Here is an 18,371-nt window from a genome sequence, read left to right as displayed (position 1 = left end):
TTTCATCCATTTAAGTGATTATAGAGCAAGGATACACTTGCGAATTTTAAGAAAAGATGCCACGAAGCTAATCTTTATGCGTGTTCTAAGACTATACGAATAGCAACAAACTTTGCGAAAACAGCCTTAAGGAAAGATGCTGAAGCTATTCAAAATGCGGGATGCTTGTACGAAAAACAACATTCTCTTCGTAAACAGCCTTTTGTAATAGATCATTAATTCACGATGCCTTTTTGGCTTATTGACACATTGACTATAGGTGTAATCTTAATCTTTGGATAGACTTCCTTCCATTTGGTTTTTTTCCAAATTTCAGGGTGATGAGCGATCAGATTCCGGCCGATGGCAAGGCCATCACAATTGGCTTCTTGAAGCTTGGTGACGATTTTTTCCGCCTCAGCTGTTAATTGTTTAGAAAGTTTTTTATTCAGCTTTTGGATGGCTCCGGGTTCTTCAAGCTGATTATGCGGATATTCAATTACTTTAGCATTAATGTCCACCATAATCCGAACTGATATGGAATTTTCATCTGGTGCCGTGATTTTGATTTTACGTTTCAGTCCCGCAGCATCTATGGAAACATAATTTTGGTATTCATAAGGCTGATTATCAAATACTTTTTCTGTTAAACGTGCTTGCTTTGCGAGAACATTATCCATCAGCTGGTAAAGAATCGCTTCTTCCCCGTACAGTTTTCCTGACATACTGTATGTATTAAAAAGCGCAAGCCCATGAATGGAAGGAGCCATGTCTTCATCTGTTTTAATCATAGGAAGGGTAAAATCCTGGCCAGGATCAAGCATTTCAGAACAGATGGATTGAATATTAATATCCCTTGTAAAGGTCGCTCTTTGGGCGCTTTCAATCATATCAGCGATATAATCGCTGATTTTGATTTCCTGTTCTGCAGCCGTTTTAATCAATGTTCCCGCTTCCCCCTCAACGACAAGAATCTTTGCATTTATCGCAGACTTTGGATCACGGTAAAACGTATCTATCAGCTGATAAATATCTGTTTTGGCGAGTTCCTCTCCTATGAGCAGAACTCGAAGTTTGGAGGATTCATACCGCTTATCGATTTTTCTATCCAGGTCATCCGTTACACCTCTTGGAGTAGAGCCAACCCCTTGGTATACTTGAAGCTCTTCTTCAGTAGAATTGGAACCGCCGGTTCCTTTAGCCCTCCGAACAAGTACAGAATTTTTTAAACGGCCCCCTTTATCAAGGTCGTATGCCGCAACTCTGATGAGTCTGACGTCCTTTAATAGGTTTTGGTCCCAGCAGCCTGACAAAAGAAGAATAGATCCCGCTAAAGAAAGCTTAAGTATTTTTTGAAGCAACCTGATCACCGTCCTTCTTTTTCATAAAAAGACTGATAAGGATGACCGCTATCGGTATAAAAAAGACAAAAGCATAGCTTCCGTAAGATAGGTATTTGGAAAAAGCAGTGACTTCGTTATCTTTCATGCCGACAAACAAGGAACCGATAAAAAGGCAAATGGATGGCAGGAAAATGTACTTGCTATGAGACTTTTTCTTTTTGCGCAAATGAGTAATCCCTGTTGAAGACAAGTAAAGATAGATGACAAGGGTATTGTGGATAAATACAACCCACAAGGAAAGGAACAAAAGATCTGTCCTCTCAATGACTCTGAACGTAAAGGATTTTAATAAATAGAGTACAGGTTCAGGTACCAGAGGCAGCTCCTGAGGGCTGAAGTAAATATAGCAGACAAATGTCACATACAAATAGAGCAATGTTACAAACAATACACCAATTACACCTGACCTAAGTTTCTTTTTAGGTGTTCCTTCAGCAAGTCCCGCACCAAAAAAGAATATTTCAAACCCAAGTAAAGCGATCATAGCGTCTTTACTTGTTAAAATCATATTCATAATCCCTTCTTGTCCGATTGGCATAATAAACATCAGGTTAGCATCCTTAAGCGAAAAAGCAATAAAGACTATGATAATTAATAGAAATGGCGAGACGAGCACATCATACCTGCTGATGATCACCAATGATTCTTTCGCGAGATAAGCAGCAAGAAAAACAAGAATTAACCCTATTACCCAGCTTGGTGTTTCCGGTAGTACCCACCTGCTGATGATCCTCTCAAACTGCACGACAATTAATATCCCGATAGCCACAAAATAGGCAGCATATAAAAGAACAAACAGCTTGCCCGCTTTATTTCCGAAAAGCAGGAGAAAAACTTCATATAGGCTCTTTTCAGGATACTTTTTCAGTAGAAAGTAATACAGGAGAAGAACGAATTGAATAACCATTCCTCCGATTAAAAGAGAGATCCACCCATCCTTTCCAGCTCCCAAAAAAAGCAGGTACGGTAATGATAGAATACCGACTCCGACCTGAGTCTGAACAACCAGCATAAACAATTGAAAGAGAGTAATTTTTTTAGTTTTCATTCTTCTCCCATCCTCTGGCAGAGCTTTTCTTCTTGTTGAAAATTCCAGAACCTGTTTTATTGCTTTTTTCTTTCTTCAGCCAAATAGGAAGCCTGATGAATGTATCTGTAAGCCCCTGCAGATTAAAGGGAGCAGCGGGGGCAAAATAAGGTCTTCCAAATGATTCAAGCTTGCAGAGCTTAACTAGGATGAAAATAACGCCAAATGTCATTCCAAGAAAACCGAAAATGGAAGCCATAATCATTAACGGGAAACGAAGCAGCCGAACGGTCGTACTCATCTCATTAGAAGGAACGACATAAGAAGAAACGGCTGTTACCGCTACCACAACAATCATCAGGTTTGAAATCAGGCCAGCTTGAACCACTGCATCCCCAATAACTAAACCTCCGACAATACCGATCGTCTGTGAAATCGGAGAGGGAAGCCTGACCCCTGCTTCCCGGATAAGTTCAATCGTTAACTCCATTAACATGGCTTCAAAAATCGGGGGATAGGGAATTCCTTCAACTGAATTTTTCATTTGGACAATTAATTCCTGAGGGATGACTTCTAAATGAAAACCAATAATGGAAATGTAAAAAGCCGGAAGATTGATCGCGATAATAAAACTCGCCAAACGAAGCAGCCGGATAAACGTAGATGAAATCCAACGGCTGTTATAATCATCTGTTGACTGGTAAAATGCAAAAAACGTCGTTGGAACAATTAAAACAGTCGGACTGCCATCCATTATAAGAGCAATTCTTCCATCAACAAGATTTGAAATAACTCTGTCAGGCCTCTCGGAATTCAGCATTTGCGGAAAAAATGACCATGGATCATCTTCGATATATTCTTCAAGGTAACCAGGAGTCAGCATAATTTCAGTATCTATATAAGATATTCTTCTTTTCACCTCTTTTAAAAGTTCAGGATCATAGGAGGTTTTTAAATAAGCAATAGCTGTTTTCGCTTTATTTTTCTTTCCAAGTTCCATCACTTCAAAGGTTAAATCCGGATTTTGAATCCGATAGCGGAGAATCGACATGTTTGACTCCAGATCCTCTATAAATCCGTCATGAGAACCTCTAATGATATGTTCGGAATTTGGTTCCTCTATGGACCGTTTTGCTTTATTGCGAAAAGTAATGAGATAAACCTGCTTTTCATTATTTAAAAAAACAGCTGTTTTTCCGGATACGATCTCAGATAAAACCTTCTGCAGTTCTCCTGTATTGGCTGAATCAACAGCTTCAAGCATTGATTTTATGCTTTTTTCCCCTGCGTTGATCAGCTTCGGGATAAACTCATCATAGATTTTTTCTTCCGCAGCCATTGAGGAAAGATAGAAAAAAGAAACATGTGATGAACCAATAGCAATGGTATGAAGCTTTGCATCTTTCGTCGTTTCAAAGATTGATTGCAGCTGAACCAATTTTTCTCTAACTGATGATCCCTGCCACTTCTTAAGTTCGGTATCTGTTGGAGCATTACTGGATGTTTTTTCCTTCAATTTCCTTCACCCCCAATTTTTTGACTGTCCTGTTAGTTTGATTAAGAAAAAGGTTTTTTATTCTGCCTTAAGGGTTTCTTTGCAGAGATTAGAAAGAAGAGCTTTGAAATTGAATGAAAAGAGGCTTATAAAGCATCTTTTTTAGTTCAGAAGCTATATTTATATGCTTTCATTTATTAACGGGGAGTGAAAAAGCAGCTAAATAAGAAAAGAGACTAAATAATAAAGAGACTTGTCTCATATGTTTTAATGGAGACTAAAACGCCAAGGGAGAGAGTAAATGGATGCATTTATAAAAGGGACGCTAGTGCTTGTTATAGCAGCCTTTGCAGGAGAATGTCTGGAGTTTTTCGTAAACATGATTTTGGCGAGGGAGCTAGGGGAACATGGAATGGGCATGTACATGTCCATCCTTCCATTTATTTTCTTTGTCGTAGTGATTTCAAGTTTGGAATTGCCGATTTCGATTTCAAAATTTGTGGCGGAAAAAAGCAAAGAATATCATTACAGTATGCTGCATCATGCGATGAAGCTGACAATCAAAGTTACCATAATGGTACTGATGCTGCTCGGAGTCATTCTTCCATTTCTGCCGATCTTTCGTGACTATCATCCTTTTGTAAGATATCTATTGTTTCTGCTTGTTCCAATTATCGCATTCTCATCACTGACAAGAGGGTATTTTATGGGCATTCAGCAGATGAATAAAATAGTTGCGGCTCAGTTTATTAGAAAAGTCATCCAGCTGGCTGTCTTGTTTTTAGTATTCCGATGGTTCCAATTTAAGCCGGAAACTTCTCTGTTCGTTGCGATGGCAACATTAGTTGCCAGTGAAGCGGTTGTTTTTTTATATTTAATTACCCATTACATCTTGCAGGTTCGAATTTTAAAGCAAGTGAACGGCGTCCATATGACGGGAAAAGAAGTCAGGAAAAATTTATTATCCGTTTCACTGCCAACGACAGGGCTGAGGATTTTTCATGCTATCACAAATGCCATCGAACCCTTTTTAATTAAAGGAGCTTTGATGGCAGCAGGCTTATCGGGTGTGGCCGCAACTGGCCAATATGGTCTGCTTGCAGGAGTAGCTATGTCCATAGGTTTCTTCCCGGCTTTTATCTCTCATTCTCTTTTGGTGGCTTTGCTTCCGAATGTTTCTGAGGCATACAGCAAAGGGGATATGAAGCGATTAAGAATCCTTTTGCAGCAATCCATGTGGGCCACATTCATTTATGGCATCCCAGCAGTCATACTCATGTATTTCTTCGCTGATCCATTAACCCATTTGTTCTTTCATTCTCTTCAGGCTCCAATTTTTCTGCAGCTGCTTTGGCCGTATTTTTTATTTCACTTTTTTATTCATCCGCTGCAGGCTTATCTAATCGGCCTCGGGCTTGTGAAAGACGCCTTTTATCACTCTGTATGGGCCAACCTTGTTTCCTTTGCAATGATGTATTGGCTGGGATCAATGGATAACCTGCAGATGACAGGCATTATACTTGGAATGAACATGGGAATTCTTCTGCAAACAATGCTGCATTATTTAACGATTTGCAGAAAAATCGGGCTCACCATTTTTCTAATAAAAGCCAAAAAACCAATGAATGAATTGTAGAGTAATAAAAGCTTCTATTATAATTCTTTCGTCATATAAATAAATTGATTCGAAAGGAGGGAATAGAATGGGAATACGTTTAATTAAAATTTCAACTGTTTATTTTGCAATTGGCATCCTACTTGGTTTGTATATGGCCATTTCCCACAGCTATGTTCTAACCCCTGTCCATGTGCATATCAATTTGCTTGGGTGGACAGCATTAACACTTTCAGGAATTCTGTATACGATCTTTCCAGAGATTGCATGTAATCTTCTTGCGAAAATTCATTTTTGGCTTCACAACGTTGGCTTGCCGCTTATGATGATCGGTCTTGCATTCGTTGTTACCGGTAATGAACAGCTCGTGTGGCTGACAGTTATAGGGTCACTCGCAACTGTAATTGGTGTTCTTATATTTGTTTATAATGTGCTGCGTAATTTAAAAGGAAAATGAATGGGCAGGAGCTGTGAATTCAGCTTTTTTTGTGGTGTTTGACTAGAGAGCTGAATATTGGACTTTTTGCTAGAAGAAAGAGTTGGTTATTCATCAAGTTCGGCCAGTGGACAGCTGCTTTTGGCCAGCTGGAAGCTAAAATTCTGCCAGTGACGCTGCTATGTTTTATATCAAATGTTATAAGAGCATCGATTTTGATGCTCTTTTCATTGTTTTTGTGTCTATTCAAAAGCTTTTTCAGGGTAAACGGAACAACCAAAGTTCTGTTTTAGTGTTCGTGTCTTCAACCCCAAAGTCGTTGTCATTAATGATGGCCAATTTATGGCCATGAACTAACGAAATTCCCTCGTCTTTTTCATAAGGGTAATCGAAATTCAAAAGATTCAATACTTCTTTTTTAGCAACAGGTTTAATCCCGGCAGCTTTTAAATCATTTGTGTTCATTTGTTCGAGCGTTTTTCCTTTATATTTGTCCTTTCCTAAAATATTTGTTGCACCTTGAAAATTTATTTTATATATTTTCTTCAATTTTGCTTTTTTTCCAATTTCTGAATCTCTTTCGTCAACCAGCAGACTATTTTCATTAATAGCATAAAGATCAGAGACTCCAATATCTTTTTGATCAAATCCCAGGTCTTGTCCATTAACGCTTATATAGGCATATTCAGCAATGACCTTTAAGTTTTTTAAATTTATTTTTAGTATCCGGACTGCTCTCGAATTTTCACCTGGGTTTGACAGTGCACTTTGTGTCATAGTGAAAAGATAACGTCCATCTGGAGTTATTGTCATGCCTTCGAATCCTCTATTGTCCATACGCTTTGTTAGAACACTAGGCAAACTCGCTTTTATAGGAATTAGAGGAGCGTTTTTAAATTTAGATTCCATTCCAGACGGTACTACCCGCTGCATCAGGGTGCCGTCTTTTTTCATTTGGACCAGACTTGGCCGGTATTCTTCACTTAACCAAAATGTTTTATCAGCAGGATTGTAAGCAAGCCCCTCAGTGTCTAAACCATAGGGATCATATGATAAAACCTTTTTCCCTTTCTCATCGTAGGGTGTTTCATCAAATTTTTTGAAATTAGGCAAACCTGTAATAAAGGAATTTCCCGTTATTGGATCTGATCCTTTTGGTATCTTTAATTTTATTTCTTCTAATATGTTTATTTTTCCTTTTGCCAATTCAATTTTATACACTGTAGGGGTGTAGTTTGGTATGGGAAAGGTTCTCCGTTCTTCTCCATTTACGGTCAATTTCCCGTTGGGACCCCGATCGCCTGAAGAATAAAAAATGTTATCTGGATCACCTGGCAAATGCAAAAGAGAAGATCCCATAGCCACATGGATACCTTTTGATAGCATTGGTGGATTATCTAAAGGATATTTTCCAATAATCTTAGCAGCAGGGGCCGGGGTACTCTTCTTTTCTTGATTGCCCTCTTGCTGCTTATTGGGGGTTGGTCTGGAGCATGCGAATATGGCCATGCATATGATCGATATTGCAACAATTTTAAGAAATATAAAGTTTTTCATCATGGGCACCTTTTTCCTTTGTTTAATTTTCTTTTCTTATAATGACCAATTAAACCTTTTATATAAGTAAAATTGCATTCCTCTTTGTGGCGGTTTTACATTTAACCCATCATACTCTAATCCATAATTAAGCTTGTTACCTGCTCGTCGCTCTCTTGAGTAAAAGGATTCTTTTTTTAAAACATAAGTAAATTCCACTTATATTTCCTATTTTCATACCCCATCCCTAAAGGAAGCTGCTATGTAACCTGCCGGGCAGTTCCTTTAGAAACACCAAACAGCAAAGGCCTTTACAAGGTAAAATATATACTAATATTTAATCCTTCCGGTTTAGAAGAAGCCAGCTAATGCTAGTATTTTTTGTTTCTTAATGATAATAATTATTAATTAAAAATAATAATAATTTTTAATTGAAATGTTTGTGCCATCTGCTATAATATGAGATATAGCAAGAAATTAAGCTCTATTAACAAGCCTATGTTATAAGAAAGTGATTATTGGTTATGATTATAATTCTCAATTAGAGGGGATGTATATGGAAAGTAATGAAGCTGTATTGGTTAATAAACAGCAATTTGAAAAACCATTTTCAGATAAAATAAGAGAACATGGTGAATTGGCAGCAGCACTTTTATCAGGCGTGCTGATTTTATTCGGATGGCTTTTGCAGCATCAGGGAATGTCGAGGATATATATTGGATTTTATATCCTGGCTTTTGTTATTGGTGGTTTCGCAAAAGCAAAGGAAGGAATCGAAGAGACAATTGCTGACAAGACCTTGAATGTTGAGCTGCTTATGGTGCTTGCAGCCATTGGGTCAGCAATAATCGGATACTGGACAGAAGGTGCTATACTCATTTTTATTTTTTCGTTAAGCGGAGCACTTGAAACGTATACCATGAATAAAAGCAAGCGTGAAATATCCTCCCTTCTTGATTTGCAGCCGGAAGAAGCAACGCTGCTGAAAAACGGAATAGAAGAAAGGGTGCCTGTATCGGAATTGGACTTGGCTGATTTCATTCTTGTTAAGCCGGGAGAACGGATTCCGGCGGACGGTAAAATTGAAAAGGGGAAAACAGCGATTGATCAGTCTGCCATAACCGGGGAATCGATACCCGTAGAAAAGAAGGCGGAAGATGAGGTTTTCGCTGGTACAGTGAACGTGAATGGTTCCATAACTGTCAAAGTTACCAAAAAAAGCAGTGAAACCCTTTTCCAAAAAATTCTTGCGATGGTTCAATCAGCTCAATCGGAGAAATCTCCTTCACAGCAGTTTATTGAAAGGTTCGAAGGTACTTATGTAAAGGCAGTGCTTGCTGCTGTTGCCCTTATGCTTTTTATCCCGCATTTTGTTTTAGGATGGAGCTGGAGCGAAACGTTTTACAGAGCCATGGTACTGATGGTAGTGGCTTCGCCTTGTGCTTTAGTAGCGTCTATTATGCCAGCCACTTTATCAGCTATTTCAAATGGTGCCAGAAACGGATTGCTTTTTAAAGGAGGTATGCATTTAGAACAATTGTCAAAAGCAACCGTTATTGCTTTTGACAAAACAGGCACACTCACAAAGGGAGAACCTGAAGTTACTGATGCAATTGTGAGAGAGGATCTTGATGAAAGGGATTTTTATCAAGCTGTGCTTTCTTTAGAAAAACAATCCAACCATCCACTTGCAAAAGCGATTGTTAAATACATTTCTGAAACAAAACCGAGTCTTAAAGCTGAATGGCTTGCAGTTGATGAACAATCAGGATTTGGGGTCAGTGCTGAATGGAACAATCAGATTTGGAAAGTTGGCAGAGCCGAGCTTGTCGGAAAAACGGAAGCTGATCAATTCGCCGGAAGCAGAGACAAAAGCTTTGCGAGAGAAGGAAAATCAATTGTTTATGTTAAAGATGAAAACGGAATAGCAGGACTCTTGGCATTAAAAGATGTTATTCGCCAAGAAACAGCGGACGCTTTAAAGGATCTAAAAGAACAAGGCATCAAAACTGTCATGCTGACAGGGGACAGTGAAGAAACGGCAAAAGCCATTGCTTCAGAATCAGGAGTGAATGAGTTTGTTGCGAACTGTTTACCTGAAGATAAAGTAACGGAAGTCAAAAAGCTTGAGAAGGACTACGGAACGGTAGCAATGATAGGTGATGGCATCAATGATGCTCCTGCCCTTGCGGCTTCAAATATCGGAATTGCAATGGGTGAGGGTACTGACGTGGCGCTTGAGACAGCTGATATCGTCTTAATGAAAAATGAATTGTCCAAGTTAACAAAAGCCATCAGTCTATCTAAAAGAATGAACAGAATCATTAAGCAAAATATTGTTTTTTCGCTGGCGATGATCTGTCTTCTAATCTGCACAAACTTTTTGCAGGTGCTTGACTTGCCGATTGGAGTCATTGGACATGAAGGCAGTACGATTCTTGTGATATTAAATGGTTTAAGGTTATTGCGTTAAGGAGCAGGAGGATTCTGCTCTTTTTTCTATTTGGCTCAGTTAAACTTGGCTGTTGATTGCAGCTAGCAGGCACTCAAGCTTTAATGGGCTTACCTTAGAGCCTACTCGTCGCTTTGCTCCTGCGGGGTGTCTCCCTTGACACGCTTTTCCCGGAGGAGTCTCGCGCCTTCCGCTCCAATCAACAAGGATAAGGAAATTCTCTTTTCCTTCAGGTGCATGAACTGGATCTGACTTAGAAGAAATTCCAATATAAACAGAGCTGCTTCCATGCATGTTGAAACTCCACAAATATATTTTTCCACTAATTTCATATTTGAAAACGTTCTTCTGCTCATCAGAAAAATTTCCTGCATAGAAAGATTTTTAGTATGATAGAAGAAAGAGAGAAATAGAGTAGGAGGGGTGTCAGTGATATTTTTGCTTGTATCATTATTAGCCGGACTTATTTTGTTTTGGCACATACCCGCGATGGAGCATATTCCTCCTTACAGACAGAATGATCAGGTCTCAAAAAAAATGTCGGTTATTATACCGGCAAGAAATGAAGAAAAAAATCTGCAGCAGCTGCTTGAATCCGTACATAATCAATCCTCGCTTCCTTTCGAAATTTTTGTTGTAAATGACCAATCAGAAGACAGAACAAAAGAAGTAGCAGAGAGCTTTAAGGTTAAAGTATTGGACAACCCGCCGCTTCCTGACGGGTGGCTGGAAAAGTCATGGGCTTGCTGGAATGGCGCAAAAGAGGCTAAAGGGGAATGGCTCGCTTTTTTGGATGCAGATACAATGATTGAAAAAAATGGTCTGGCGAGAATAGCGGAAAACTTAGAGAGAACCGAACGAAAGGGTATATTGGCGGTCCATCCATTCCACAAAATTTTCAAACCATATGAATCCTTATCAGCCCTGTTTCATCTCATTATTTTCGGATCATTTGGTGCTTTTTATCCTTTTGCCAAAAGCTCGAAGCCAAAAGGTGCCTTTGGACAATGCCTGATCTGCCGGAAGGATGAGTATTTTCTTTTGGGAGGGCATGAAGCGATTAAATCTGAAGTTGTGGAAAATATGGCAATGGGTAAAATGGCTGCTCTAAAAGGGAAAAAAGTTTTTTCAATGAGCGGAAAAAAGGCAATCAGCATGAGAATGTATCCAAATGGATTAAAAGAGCTTTTCAGAGGATGGGCAAAAAGCTTTGCATCTGCAGCAGGGTCAGCTCCGCTCTGGTGTCTAGCCCTTGTTATCATTTGGATAGGCGGGGTTATCTCCTTCATTTTTCAGCTGCCAAAGCTTTGGACAGGTGAGTGGCTTCCTGTTCTCCTCGTTTATGTAGCTTTCGTGATTCAGCTGATGACGGCGCTGAGTAAAACAGGAAGCTTCCGCTTATGGCATATATTGCTTTTTCCGATACATGGGCTGTTTTTTATAATTGTTTTTCTTTATTCCCTTTTCTGGACCTACGGGAACAAAAATGCAGAGTGGAAAGGGAGAAAAATTATTTTGAATAAAAAAGAATCCTTAGAAAAAAAATGAATGGGATGCTGATGGATCTTTGGAATGTGACCGCCCTTATTTTTTACCAGATTGGTATAGCTTATCTTTGTACAAAATTAAATTCAAAAATAATCAAAAGCCTTCTTGGCTTTACAAGGAAAGAGCATTTGAAAAAAGAGGCAAATTTTATGAAGCTCTTGACATTAAAGCATGGAAAGACCGCCTTCCTGATGCGAGGCCACTGAAAATCTGCCGATTTTTTGATTTCCTGGCAGGCCTAAAAGCCGTATTTATTCCATATTTTTGGAATAAGTACGGCTTTTTTCATGTTTTCCATTCTCTTTTTTACCCTATTTTTCCCCCACCAGCTTCAGTATTTTTCAACCGAATCAGACTGCGAAAGCTTCTTATGATTGTAAGGGTTAGGCAGGAAAAAAAGACAGGACTTTGATAAGATATGAAGTGAGGCTTAACCCGAAAGAATGGTTTCCGAATAGAAACAGAAGGATGTGGCATATGAGAGAACAAAGATTGCAAATGATTTCAAAATGGCTGAAAGAGAATGATACGGATGCAGCTTTTATCCATTCAACTGAAAATGTATTTTATTTAACGAATTTCTTTACAGATCCTCATGAAAGGCTAATGGGACTATTTGTTTTCAAGGATTCTGAACCGTTCTTCATTTGCCCTGGAATGGAAACTTCCCAAGCTAAAGAGGCGGGATGGGGACATGAACTGATCGGTTACGGAGATCATGAGGATCCATGGGAAATCATTCAAAAAGCTATACATAAAAAAAGTGGAGGCAGAGCCATCTCTGTTGCTGTGGAAAAGGATCTTCTTTCTTATTCAAGAGCAGAAAATCTCATGTCATCAGCAAGGGCTTCCTCTTTATCTTCCATTGAAGAATTAATGAATGGGCTTAGGCTTGTTAAAGATGAAAAAGAAATCAGTATATTGGAAAGAGCAGCAGAGCTAGCTGACTTTGGCGTGAAAGCAGGAGTAGAGGCATTAAAAGAGGGCATTTCGGAAATGGATGTTCTTGCTGAGATCGAGTATCAGCTAAAAAGAAAAGGCGTTAGCCAAATGTCCTTTTCCACAATGGTTCTGTTTGGGGAAAAATCTGGACAGCCTCATGGCAATCCGGGACTTGAAACTTTAAAAAAGGGTGATCTTGTCCTATTCGATCTAGGAGTAGTGCTTGATGGATACTGTTCAGATATAACAAGGACGGTAGCCTTCGGGAATGTGAATGACCGTCAAAGAGAGATTTACGATACTTGCTTAAAGGCAAATCAAGCAGCTCTGGATGCATCAAATCCAGGCACCAGAATAGGCGATTTGGACTTGGCAGCGCGTAAAGTTATTGAGGACGCAGGCTTTGGAGATTATTTTCCTCATCGGCTTGGCCATGGCCTTGGAATAAGCGTTCATGAATATCCATCGATGGCGTTTACAAATGATAACCTTTTGAAAGAAGGAATGGTCTATACCGTAGAACCGGGGATTTACGTACCTGGAGTTGGCGGTGTAAGGATCGAAGACGATGTTCTTGTAACAAAAGACGGGTATCGCACCCTTACTAAATTTCCAAAACAGCTTCAAATCATTTAACAGCATAGAAACTGCATCCCTGAATGGGATGCAGTTTTTTTCCTTCTTAGGCTGATGCAAAAACGGCTGGTGAATAACCCGGCTTGCCGATATAGTATCCTTGAGCGAGGGTAATGCCTGCTGAACGAAGGTATTCATATTCTTCTTTCGTTTCGATTCCTTCGGCGAGAACAGTAATCTCAAGGTTTTTTGCAAGTGCAACGACTTTATAAATAAAAATTTGTTTTGTGCTGTCATTGGGACAGCCATCCACATAATGAGGAATCAATTTTGACGTAATCAGGCATTAATTCACTAAGAACTTCCGTTGTTGAAAATCCTGCTCCTAAATCATCTAATGCGACTTTCATACCGTTTCGTCGGTAATTGATTTAAGTGAATTTAAAGCTATCATACATTGCAAGATTTAAGAAAAGAAGACCCGAAGCTAATCTTTTTTCGTTTTCTAAACCCATTCGAATAACAACTATCTTTGCGAAAACAGCCTATTTATACCATCATTTTATGTAAAACGAACGTTCAATAACATTCGCCCAAATGGGAAAAGAACGCTTTTCCTTTGCATGAGGTGCCTTTTACAACATTAGATTTTGCTTTTAAAACCAATCAAAACCTTAAAAATATGTCCTTAAACAGTATAAGCCCTTCCTCTCTTATACCCTTGCGGCTCCAAGACCGCGCCAGATGAATAAGTAAGGCATCTTCATCGCTTCTGGTAGTTATATTCCCGCACTTATGGAAATCGAAACAATAAAAACATACTTTCCTTACTTTTCTTTTTGGATGTAACGGATTATTCTATGGACCGCATAACCGATCAAAAATCCAGGAAGCAGCATCATAATCGGCAGCCACACCGGACCAGGGACTATACCAAAAATAGAAACTTTAGAAGAATAAATCAGTCCGACAGTAACAAAATATGCTCCAAATGCAAACGGAAAAAAGGCATTCCCTTTCGAATTTCCCTGGGCAAATTTATAGGCGTCATACATAGCGAACATATAAATACAGGGGTAGAATAAAAGCCATTGATAATCAAGAATTTCGCTTGCTTGCTGAATTTCGCCGTGGAAGCTTGAAATGATGGCGAGATTGAACCTGGAATTTATATTGATTAAAATTTCAAGGAAAATAAACACTAGCCCTTTAACCAGGTGACCATTTAAGATCTGCCCAAAACCCGGCAGGGCAATACTCCATAAAACTGCTTCGGTTTTAGTGGTTTTTGTCATTTTTTTATCCTGCTTTGCCATTTTTAGTGTCACTGCAAGAGGCGCAGTGCATTGCCGTTCTGGCTGGTAACCAATAGTTTATCCAAAGGGACGGGGATCATTCAAAAGAAACCATTTATTGCTTGACAATGGGTCATAAGTTGCATGGAAATATTGAATATTGTTCATTTTAAGGTACTTTTTACATACACACTTTCGTGGGGAAAGGAAGGGGAAAATATGAGGTATAACCGGGATACGGGTTTTCAAAGCCAATTGCCTATACTTTTAAAATTGTGGAGAATGACAAAGAGTCAATATAAACCAAAAGCGGTATAGCCTGCTTGCTGGATATCACAGTCCCCACGGTTTGAAAATATCTTCTTTTTTAGACTTGCCGATTCAAGATTATCTGCTCCAGGCAGAGTTCACATTTAAAATTTTAGATGAAACGCTCTCGATGAGAGGTCATTTTTTATTGAAACAGAAAGTGGCTTTAGAATATTATTACGGAATTAAAGGCTTAGAAGATCTTCAGCTTAAAGAATCGATTGTGAAAAAATTAAAAACCTATGCAAACTCAGGTGCATAACGACTAGGCTCATGCAGAAAAACCCGCTGAAATCCAACGGGTTTTTCAATTGTCTTTTTTTCATTTTGCTGATCCTTTTTTAACGGTTTCTCTTTATGTAATAAGTGAAAGGAGGTGAGAGCAAAATGGCAGAAACAATTCTTAAGGAAACACAGCTTCGATTGGTTTTTGATATGGGATTGAATGAAAAAGGGAAGCAAGTATTTAAATTTAAGAACTACAGCAATGTAAAAACATCTTCTTCAGCAGACAGCCTTTTAGCGGCGGCCGCAGCTATCGCAGAACTTCAAACAAATACATTGTTTGGAGTAGAACGAAACGACAGCAATATGCTTCAAGCTTAATCAGATCAAATAAAGGAAAGGAGGGCATTATGAAATGGCAAAATCACTTGAATTGCAATTTATAAATCTCGAAGGCAAAAGCACCAATATTGGGGTTGATGCTCCAAAAGAGAACCTTACAGCAGGGGAAATCTCTTTAGCCATGGATAAAATCATCGCTGCAAATATTTTTACATCAGGCGGCGGGGATCTTGTATCTAAAAAAGGCGCGAGAATTGTAGACCGTACTGTAACAGACCTTGAAATAAAATAATCAGGAAGAAGCCAGCTTCAAATCAAGGAGCTGGCTTCTTTTAACAGAATATGGGTTTGAGAGAAGCTTGCTGAAATGGATCAATGGCTGCAGGTAATAGGAGATGTAGGGTTCCCGATCATGGTTACCTTCTATTTGCTCAACCGCATTGAGGGGAAATTGGATGTTCTCATACAATCTATTCAAATGCTGCCTTCCCAGCTGAAGGAGCAGTAAAAAAAGGCAAGGCGCCCGCTTAGTCGCGACAATCACAAGACGAGCTGTCTAGAAGGCTATTCTTTAACCTTCTAGACAGATTTACTTGTGAACTTGAGAGGATGGCGCCTGGAGCTAGATTCAGTACACAAACTGAGCTAAGAAAGAATATCAGTTCTGATAGTAAAAGGAAATGGCCAGCTCCCTGAATAGGAGCTGGCCATTTAAACGTTATTAGATGGACTGATTATTTTCAGGATGCTGAATCCTGTTTCTTTCTTTTTTCACTTGTTTAAAGAAGAACAATTCATAAACGACTGGACTTAGACATCCTTAGGGGATGCACCAGGATAGATGGCTTCTACCGATACTTGAGGGAATTCAATATTAGGGAGCAGATCTAACTTTAGTTGAGTATAGGAATAAAGTCCTCCGAGGATTAAAAGAAATGAAATAATAAAAACCGCAGCGGCGTTTTTTAAGCTGAATTTAGTTAAAAAGTTCATGGCCCCACCTCTTTTATAAAGTTATACAAAAATTACTATACCTTTTTTATTAAAAAAATCATCTGCTAATAGGTGAATTTATGGAATAATTGTTACAAATTTAAAACAAACACGGACAGAATCGGGACTAAAAGCCCTAAAATCTTGCTGTGAGTAAGTTTATAAGGAGATGAATGAAGAAAAAATGGCTAACATACATGTTATTGCGAAAAATGCTGGCGTATCTGCTGCAACTGTTTCTAGAGTGCTGAATCATCACCCCTATGTAAAAGACGAAAAGAGGCAGGCGGTTTATAGAGCAATGGAGGATCTCGGATATAGCAGGAACATGAATGCCGTAAATCTGTCGAGAGGGAAAACGGACATGATAGGAGTAGTAGTTCCAACGATTAACCATCCCTATTTTGGAAATGTGGTGGAAGGAATTGCTGAAGAAGCCATGAGGTCTCATTTACAGCTTGTATTGTTTCAAACTAATTACGAAGAAAAAAAAGAATTAGAAGCACTGGAACAATTAAAAGGAAAAAAACTGGATGGAGTCATATTTTGTTCAAGAGCATGCGGAGATAGCTTCTTGCTTACCTTCCAGAATGCTGGGCCCATAATATTATGCGAAGACTCTAATATAAAAGAATTTCCTTCTATCAGTATATCGCATGAAGAGGCCTTTCATTGCGGCCTTCATTACCTTATTCAAAAAGGTCATAAAAAAATCGCTATTTGTCTTGGAAGAAAAGAAGGGGCGAACAGCATAAAGAGGATTCAGGCTTATAAAAATGAATTAGGCGATATGGCAGATGAAAAATGGATATTTGATAAATGCCTAACCATTGAAAATGGCACTGAGGTTATTCAAAAATATTTAGAATTGGAAAACAAACCAACCGCTTTTCTTGTTACAAATGATCAAGTTGCAGCGGGAATGCTGCTGGAAGCTGAAAACGCGTGCCTTTCTATTCCGGAGGACTTAGCTATCATGAGTTTCGATAACCAGCCGATTGCAGGGTTATTTAACTTAAGCACAATCGACATCCCGGCAAAAAGAATGGGCAGTGAGCTTCTTAAAGCTTTGCTTGAAGAAAGAACCTCGCCTGGTTCTTCAAGCAGGAGAAAGGTGCTTCCGTTTACCTTAATTGAACGAAAAACGGTTTAACCAGATATACGAAGCATCCAGTTTTTATTTCTTGTCTTCCCCGCCGAAAGAAGCTGTTCCACATTAAAGCTTCTGATGCTATTTTTCTCAAGACATAATGCCAACAACCGACTGCCTTCTATTTTTTTTACAATGATATGCCTTTGGGATAATAATCCTGTCTTTGAAAGATAAATAATTTCGATTGGTATTTGATTTTCCATGCTGAATTTTATTAAGGTTTGCATATATAGCCCTCCAAATTGTTTTCATATTACTATTATATACGAACAAATGTGCGGTATACTAGTAAAAAACGAACAAATTTTCGCGTTAATTACTGGAAAAGGAGGGGATCCTATTTACAGAATTATGCAATCTTATCTCATGAGAAAGATCCTTCATGTAAGAGTAATGGATTTCAGAAATGGAAGAATCATTGATTTTACGCTTGATGAGCTGGAAAAAGATGAGCTTGATGGGGAATTGAAACAATATATTAAAGAAAACCTGGAAAGTATACATAGTGGAAAATGGAATTATTCTAAATTTTCCAACAAATAAAGAGGAATTGTTTTATTTAAGAAGAAAGTATATAGATATAACCGGCTAAAGATATAGGTCAGCCAAAATCCGCATACACTATACTAAAGGAGTGAATGGGATGACGGACAATGAAAAAATTGGTGAGATCAGAAATTTGTCTCAGGAAATTGTCAAAGCCTTACTAAGAGATGGATACAAGGAAAACGGGAAGGATTTGAAAGAAGCTGTTGAACTTTTATCGAGGACAGTTTATGATTTGTCCACAGTTTATCTTAATAAGGAAAACAATAATGAAGAAACCTTAAAAGGGACACTTGCCAAAATTCAAATTTCTTATAACGCTGTGAAAAAAGAAAAAAAAACGGAAACGGCTTAATGAACACTTAAAAGTGTTCTCAGTTTGTAGACAAAAGGCATTCGGATGTCTCTATCCGTATGCCTTTTTGTTCATTTTTAAGTAATTTAATGCTTTACAGACCTCTTCCTTGGATACTTTTATGCCATTTTTCCAGATTCCCAA

General features: G+C 38.6%; 20 protein-coding genes and 1 pseudogene. 11 read left to right on the top strand and 10 right to left on the bottom strand.

What is annotated here, in order from left to right; all coding sequences use genetic code 11:
• Nucleotides 1-215: 215 nt before the first annotated feature.
• The 3 genes from ACOT8F_RS17025 to ACOT8F_RS17015 are packed head-to-tail and all read right to left on the bottom strand — an operon-like array spanning nucleotide 216 to nucleotide 3,925.
• Nucleotides 216-1,340 (bottom strand): Ger(x)C family spore germination protein, encoded by a 1,125-nt coding sequence (locus ACOT8F_RS17025; RefSeq protein ID WP_421653113.1) that lies wholly within the window; start codon nucleotides 1,338-1,340, stop codon nucleotides 216-218.
• Complete coding sequence (locus tag ACOT8F_RS17020; RefSeq protein WP_421653112.1) at nucleotides 1,321-2,430, bottom strand: GerAB/ArcD/ProY family transporter; 1,110 nt, start codon at nucleotides 2,428-2,430, stop codon at nucleotides 1,321-1,323. The genes ACOT8F_RS17025 and ACOT8F_RS17020 overlap by 20 nt, the downstream gene beginning before the upstream one ends.
• The gene (locus tag ACOT8F_RS17015; protein ID WP_421653111.1) at nucleotides 2,420-3,925 is read right to left on the bottom strand and encodes a spore germination protein; all 1,506 of its coding nucleotides are present in this window, start codon (nucleotides 3,923-3,925) and stop codon (nucleotides 2,420-2,422) included. Before ACOT8F_RS17015 ends, ACOT8F_RS17020 begins: the two co-directional genes overlap by 11 nt.
• 280 nt (nucleotides 3,926-4,205) lie before the next feature.
• On the opposite strand from ACOT8F_RS17015, the gene ACOT8F_RS17010 reads away from it, so the two are divergent.
• Both ACOT8F_RS17010 and ACOT8F_RS17005 read left to right on the top strand, forming a co-directional pair.
• On the top strand, nucleotides 4,206-5,540 hold the full coding sequence (locus ACOT8F_RS17010; RefSeq protein WP_421653110.1) for a polysaccharide biosynthesis protein: 1,335 nt from the start codon (nucleotides 4,206-4,208) through the stop codon (nucleotides 5,538-5,540).
• A 67-nt stretch (nucleotides 5,541-5,607) separates the two neighbouring features.
• On the top strand, nucleotides 5,608-5,976 hold the full coding sequence (locus ACOT8F_RS17005; protein ID WP_421653109.1) for a cytochrome-c oxidase: 369 nt from the start codon (nucleotides 5,608-5,610) through the stop codon (nucleotides 5,974-5,976).
• A 237-nt stretch (nucleotides 5,977-6,213) separates the two neighbouring features.
• Here the strand turns inward: ACOT8F_RS17005 and ACOT8F_RS17000 are convergent, their stop codons facing one another.
• Nucleotides 6,214-7,515 (bottom strand): esterase-like activity of phytase family protein, encoded by a 1,302-nt coding sequence (locus ACOT8F_RS17000; RefSeq protein WP_421653108.1) that lies wholly within the window; start codon nucleotides 7,513-7,515, stop codon nucleotides 6,214-6,216.
• Between the two features lie 532 nt (nucleotides 7,516-8,047).
• Here ACOT8F_RS17000 and ACOT8F_RS16995 point away from each other — a divergent pair.
• Complete coding sequence (locus ACOT8F_RS16995; RefSeq protein WP_421653107.1) at nucleotides 8,048-9,964, top strand: heavy metal translocating P-type ATPase; 1,917 nt, start codon at nucleotides 8,048-8,050, stop codon at nucleotides 9,962-9,964.
• Nucleotides 9,965-10,065: 101 nt separating this feature from the next.
• Here the strand turns inward: ACOT8F_RS16995 and ACOT8F_RS16990 are convergent, their stop codons facing one another.
• Complete coding sequence (locus tag ACOT8F_RS16990; RefSeq protein ID WP_421653106.1) at nucleotides 10,066-10,299, bottom strand: hypothetical protein; 234 nt, start codon at nucleotides 10,297-10,299, stop codon at nucleotides 10,066-10,068.
• A 73-nt stretch (nucleotides 10,300-10,372) separates the two neighbouring features.
• On the opposite strand from ACOT8F_RS16990, the gene ACOT8F_RS16985 reads away from it, so the two are divergent.
• The gene (locus ACOT8F_RS16985) at nucleotides 10,373-11,491 is read left to right on the top strand and encodes a glycosyltransferase family 2 protein (protein ID WP_421653105.1); all 1,119 of its coding nucleotides are present in this window, start codon (nucleotides 10,373-10,375) and stop codon (nucleotides 11,489-11,491) included.
• 477 nt (nucleotides 11,492-11,968) lie between these two features.
• Complete coding sequence (locus ACOT8F_RS16975; protein ID WP_421653103.1) at nucleotides 11,969-13,069, top strand: M24 family metallopeptidase; 1,101 nt, start codon at nucleotides 11,969-11,971, stop codon at nucleotides 13,067-13,069.
• A 46-nt stretch (nucleotides 13,070-13,115) separates the two neighbouring features.
• Here the strand turns inward: ACOT8F_RS16975 and ACOT8F_RS16970 are convergent, their stop codons facing one another.
• From ACOT8F_RS16970 to ACOT8F_RS16960, 3 genes are all read right to left on the bottom strand, one after another.
• Nucleotides 13,116-13,337 carry an EAL domain-containing protein gene (locus ACOT8F_RS16970; RefSeq protein ID WP_421653102.1) on the bottom strand — a complete coding sequence of 74 codons (222 nt, stop codon included), beginning with the start codon at nucleotides 13,335-13,337 and terminating at the stop codon, nucleotides 13,116-13,118.
• The gene (locus ACOT8F_RS16965; protein WP_421653101.1) at nucleotides 13,303-13,419 is read right to left on the bottom strand and encodes a hypothetical protein; all 117 of its coding nucleotides are present in this window, start codon (nucleotides 13,417-13,419) and stop codon (nucleotides 13,303-13,305) included. Before ACOT8F_RS16965 ends, ACOT8F_RS16970 begins: the two co-directional genes overlap by 35 nt.
• A 417-nt stretch (nucleotides 13,420-13,836) precedes the next feature.
• A complete protein-coding gene (locus ACOT8F_RS16960) occupies nucleotides 13,837-14,304 on the bottom strand; it encodes a hypothetical protein (protein ID WP_421653100.1) in 468 nt (155 codons plus the stop codon).
• A 696-nt stretch (nucleotides 14,305-15,000) separates the two neighbouring features.
• Between ACOT8F_RS16960 and ACOT8F_RS16955 the strand changes: the two genes are divergently transcribed.
• The 3 genes from ACOT8F_RS16955 to ACOT8F_RS16945 all read left to right on the top strand — a co-directional run bounded on the left by ACOT8F_RS16955 (nucleotide 15,001) and on the right by ACOT8F_RS16945 (nucleotide 15,688).
• Nucleotides 15,001-15,219, top strand: a complete 219-nt coding sequence (locus ACOT8F_RS16955; RefSeq protein WP_421653099.1) for a DUF1659 domain-containing protein — start codon at nucleotides 15,001-15,003, stop codon at nucleotides 15,217-15,219.
• A gap of 34 nt (nucleotides 15,220-15,253) precedes the next feature.
• Entirely contained in the window at nucleotides 15,254-15,472 is a 219-nt protein-coding gene (locus tag ACOT8F_RS16950) for a DUF2922 domain-containing protein (RefSeq protein ID WP_421653098.1), read from the top strand.
• 75 nt (nucleotides 15,473-15,547) lie between these two features.
• Entirely contained in the window at nucleotides 15,548-15,688 is a 141-nt protein-coding gene (locus ACOT8F_RS16945) for a YvrJ family protein (RefSeq protein ID WP_421653097.1), read from the top strand.
• A gap of 305 nt (nucleotides 15,689-15,993) precedes the next feature.
• On the opposite strand, the pseudogene ACOT8F_RS16940 reads toward ACOT8F_RS16945, so the two are convergent.
• Nucleotides 15,994-16,173 (bottom strand): annotated as a pseudogene (locus tag ACOT8F_RS16940) (efflux RND transporter permease subunit); the annotation flags it as partial.
• Between the two features lie 184 nt (nucleotides 16,174-16,357).
• On the opposite strand from ACOT8F_RS16940, the gene ACOT8F_RS16935 reads away from it, so the two are divergent.
• On the top strand, nucleotides 16,358-17,326 hold the full coding sequence (locus tag ACOT8F_RS16935) for a LacI family DNA-binding transcriptional regulator (RefSeq protein WP_421653096.1): 969 nt from the start codon (nucleotides 16,358-16,360) through the stop codon (nucleotides 17,324-17,326).
• Here ACOT8F_RS16935 and ACOT8F_RS16930 read toward each other — a convergent pair.
• Nucleotides 17,323-17,553 carry a hypothetical protein gene (locus ACOT8F_RS16930; RefSeq protein WP_421653095.1) on the bottom strand — a complete coding sequence of 77 codons (231 nt, stop codon included), beginning with the start codon at nucleotides 17,551-17,553 and terminating at the stop codon, nucleotides 17,323-17,325. The two genes, ACOT8F_RS16935 and ACOT8F_RS16930, sit on opposite strands and share 4 nt — an antisense overlap.
• 166 nt (nucleotides 17,554-17,719) lie before the next feature.
• Here ACOT8F_RS16930 and ACOT8F_RS16925 point away from each other — a divergent pair, with 166 nt between their 5' ends.
• Together ACOT8F_RS16925 and ACOT8F_RS16920 are read left to right on the top strand one after the other, a co-directional pair.
• Entirely contained in the window at nucleotides 17,720-17,869 is a 150-nt protein-coding gene (locus ACOT8F_RS16925; protein ID WP_421653094.1) for a hypothetical protein, read from the top strand.
• A 100-nt stretch (nucleotides 17,870-17,969) separates the two neighbouring features.
• On the top strand, nucleotides 17,970-18,227 hold the full coding sequence (locus ACOT8F_RS16920; RefSeq protein WP_421653093.1) for a hypothetical protein: 258 nt from the start codon (nucleotides 17,970-17,972) through the stop codon (nucleotides 18,225-18,227).
• Nucleotides 18,228-18,371 lie beyond the last annotated feature (144 nt).

The organism is Chryseobacillus diguaensis (genome assembly GCF_049220665.1).
Lineage (GTDB): Bacteria > Bacillota > Bacilli > Bacillales > Bacillaceae > Metabacillus_B.
This window is presented reverse-complemented; position numbering and strand designations above follow the sequence as displayed.

What these genes read in the sequence shown, in the direction of transcription:
- ACOT8F_RS16950 (WP_421653098.1), top strand. Translation starts at nt 15,254, where the DNA reads ATGGCAAAATCACTTGAATTGCAATTTATAAATCTCGAAGGCAAAAGC.
- ACOT8F_RS16955 (WP_421653099.1), top strand. Translation starts at nt 15,001, where the DNA reads ATGGCAGAAACAATTCTTAAGGAAACACAGCTTCGATTGGTTTTTGAT.
- ACOT8F_RS16935 (WP_421653096.1), top strand. Translation starts at nt 16,358, where the DNA reads ATGGCTAACATACATGTTATTGCGAAAAATGCTGGCGTATCTGCTGCA.
- ACOT8F_RS17005 (WP_421653109.1), top strand. Translation starts at nt 5,608, where the DNA reads ATGGGAATACGTTTAATTAAAATTTCAACTGTTTATTTTGCAATTGGC.
- ACOT8F_RS16960 (WP_421653100.1), bottom strand. Translation starts at nt 14,304, where the DNA reads ATGACAAAAACCACTAAAACCGAAGCAGTTTTATGGAGTATTGCCCTG.
- ACOT8F_RS16990 (WP_421653106.1), bottom strand. Translation starts at nt 10,299, where the DNA reads ATGAGCAGAAGAACGTTTTCAAATATGAAATTAGTGGAAAAATATATT.
- ACOT8F_RS16930 (WP_421653095.1), bottom strand. Translation starts at nt 17,553, where the DNA reads ATGCAAACCTTAATAAAATTCAGCATGGAAAATCAAATACCAATCGAA.
- ACOT8F_RS16920 (WP_421653093.1), top strand. Translation starts at nt 17,970, where the DNA reads ATGACGGACAATGAAAAAATTGGTGAGATCAGAAATTTGTCTCAGGAA.
- ACOT8F_RS16925 (WP_421653094.1), top strand. Translation starts at nt 17,720, where the DNA reads ATGGATTTCAGAAATGGAAGAATCATTGATTTTACGCTTGATGAGCTG.
- ACOT8F_RS17020 (WP_421653112.1), bottom strand. Translation starts at nt 2,430, where the DNA reads ATGAAAACTAAAAAAATTACTCTCTTTCAATTGTTTATGCTGGTTGTT.
- ACOT8F_RS16975 (WP_421653103.1), top strand. Translation starts at nt 11,969, where the DNA reads ATGAGAGAACAAAGATTGCAAATGATTTCAAAATGGCTGAAAGAGAAT.
- ACOT8F_RS17010 (WP_421653110.1), top strand. Translation starts at nt 4,206, where the DNA reads ATGGATGCATTTATAAAAGGGACGCTAGTGCTTGTTATAGCAGCCTTT.
- ACOT8F_RS16965 (WP_421653101.1), bottom strand. Translation starts at nt 13,419, where the DNA reads ATGAAAGTCGCATTAGATGATTTAGGAGCAGGATTTTCAACAACGGAA.
- ACOT8F_RS17000 (WP_421653108.1), bottom strand. Translation starts at nt 7,515, where the DNA reads ATGATGAAAAACTTTATATTTCTTAAAATTGTTGCAATATCGATCATA.
- ACOT8F_RS16995 (WP_421653107.1), top strand. Translation starts at nt 8,048, where the DNA reads ATGGAAAGTAATGAAGCTGTATTGGTTAATAAACAGCAATTTGAAAAA.
- ACOT8F_RS16945 (WP_421653097.1), top strand. Translation starts at nt 15,548, where the DNA reads ATGGATCAATGGCTGCAGGTAATAGGAGATGTAGGGTTCCCGATCATG.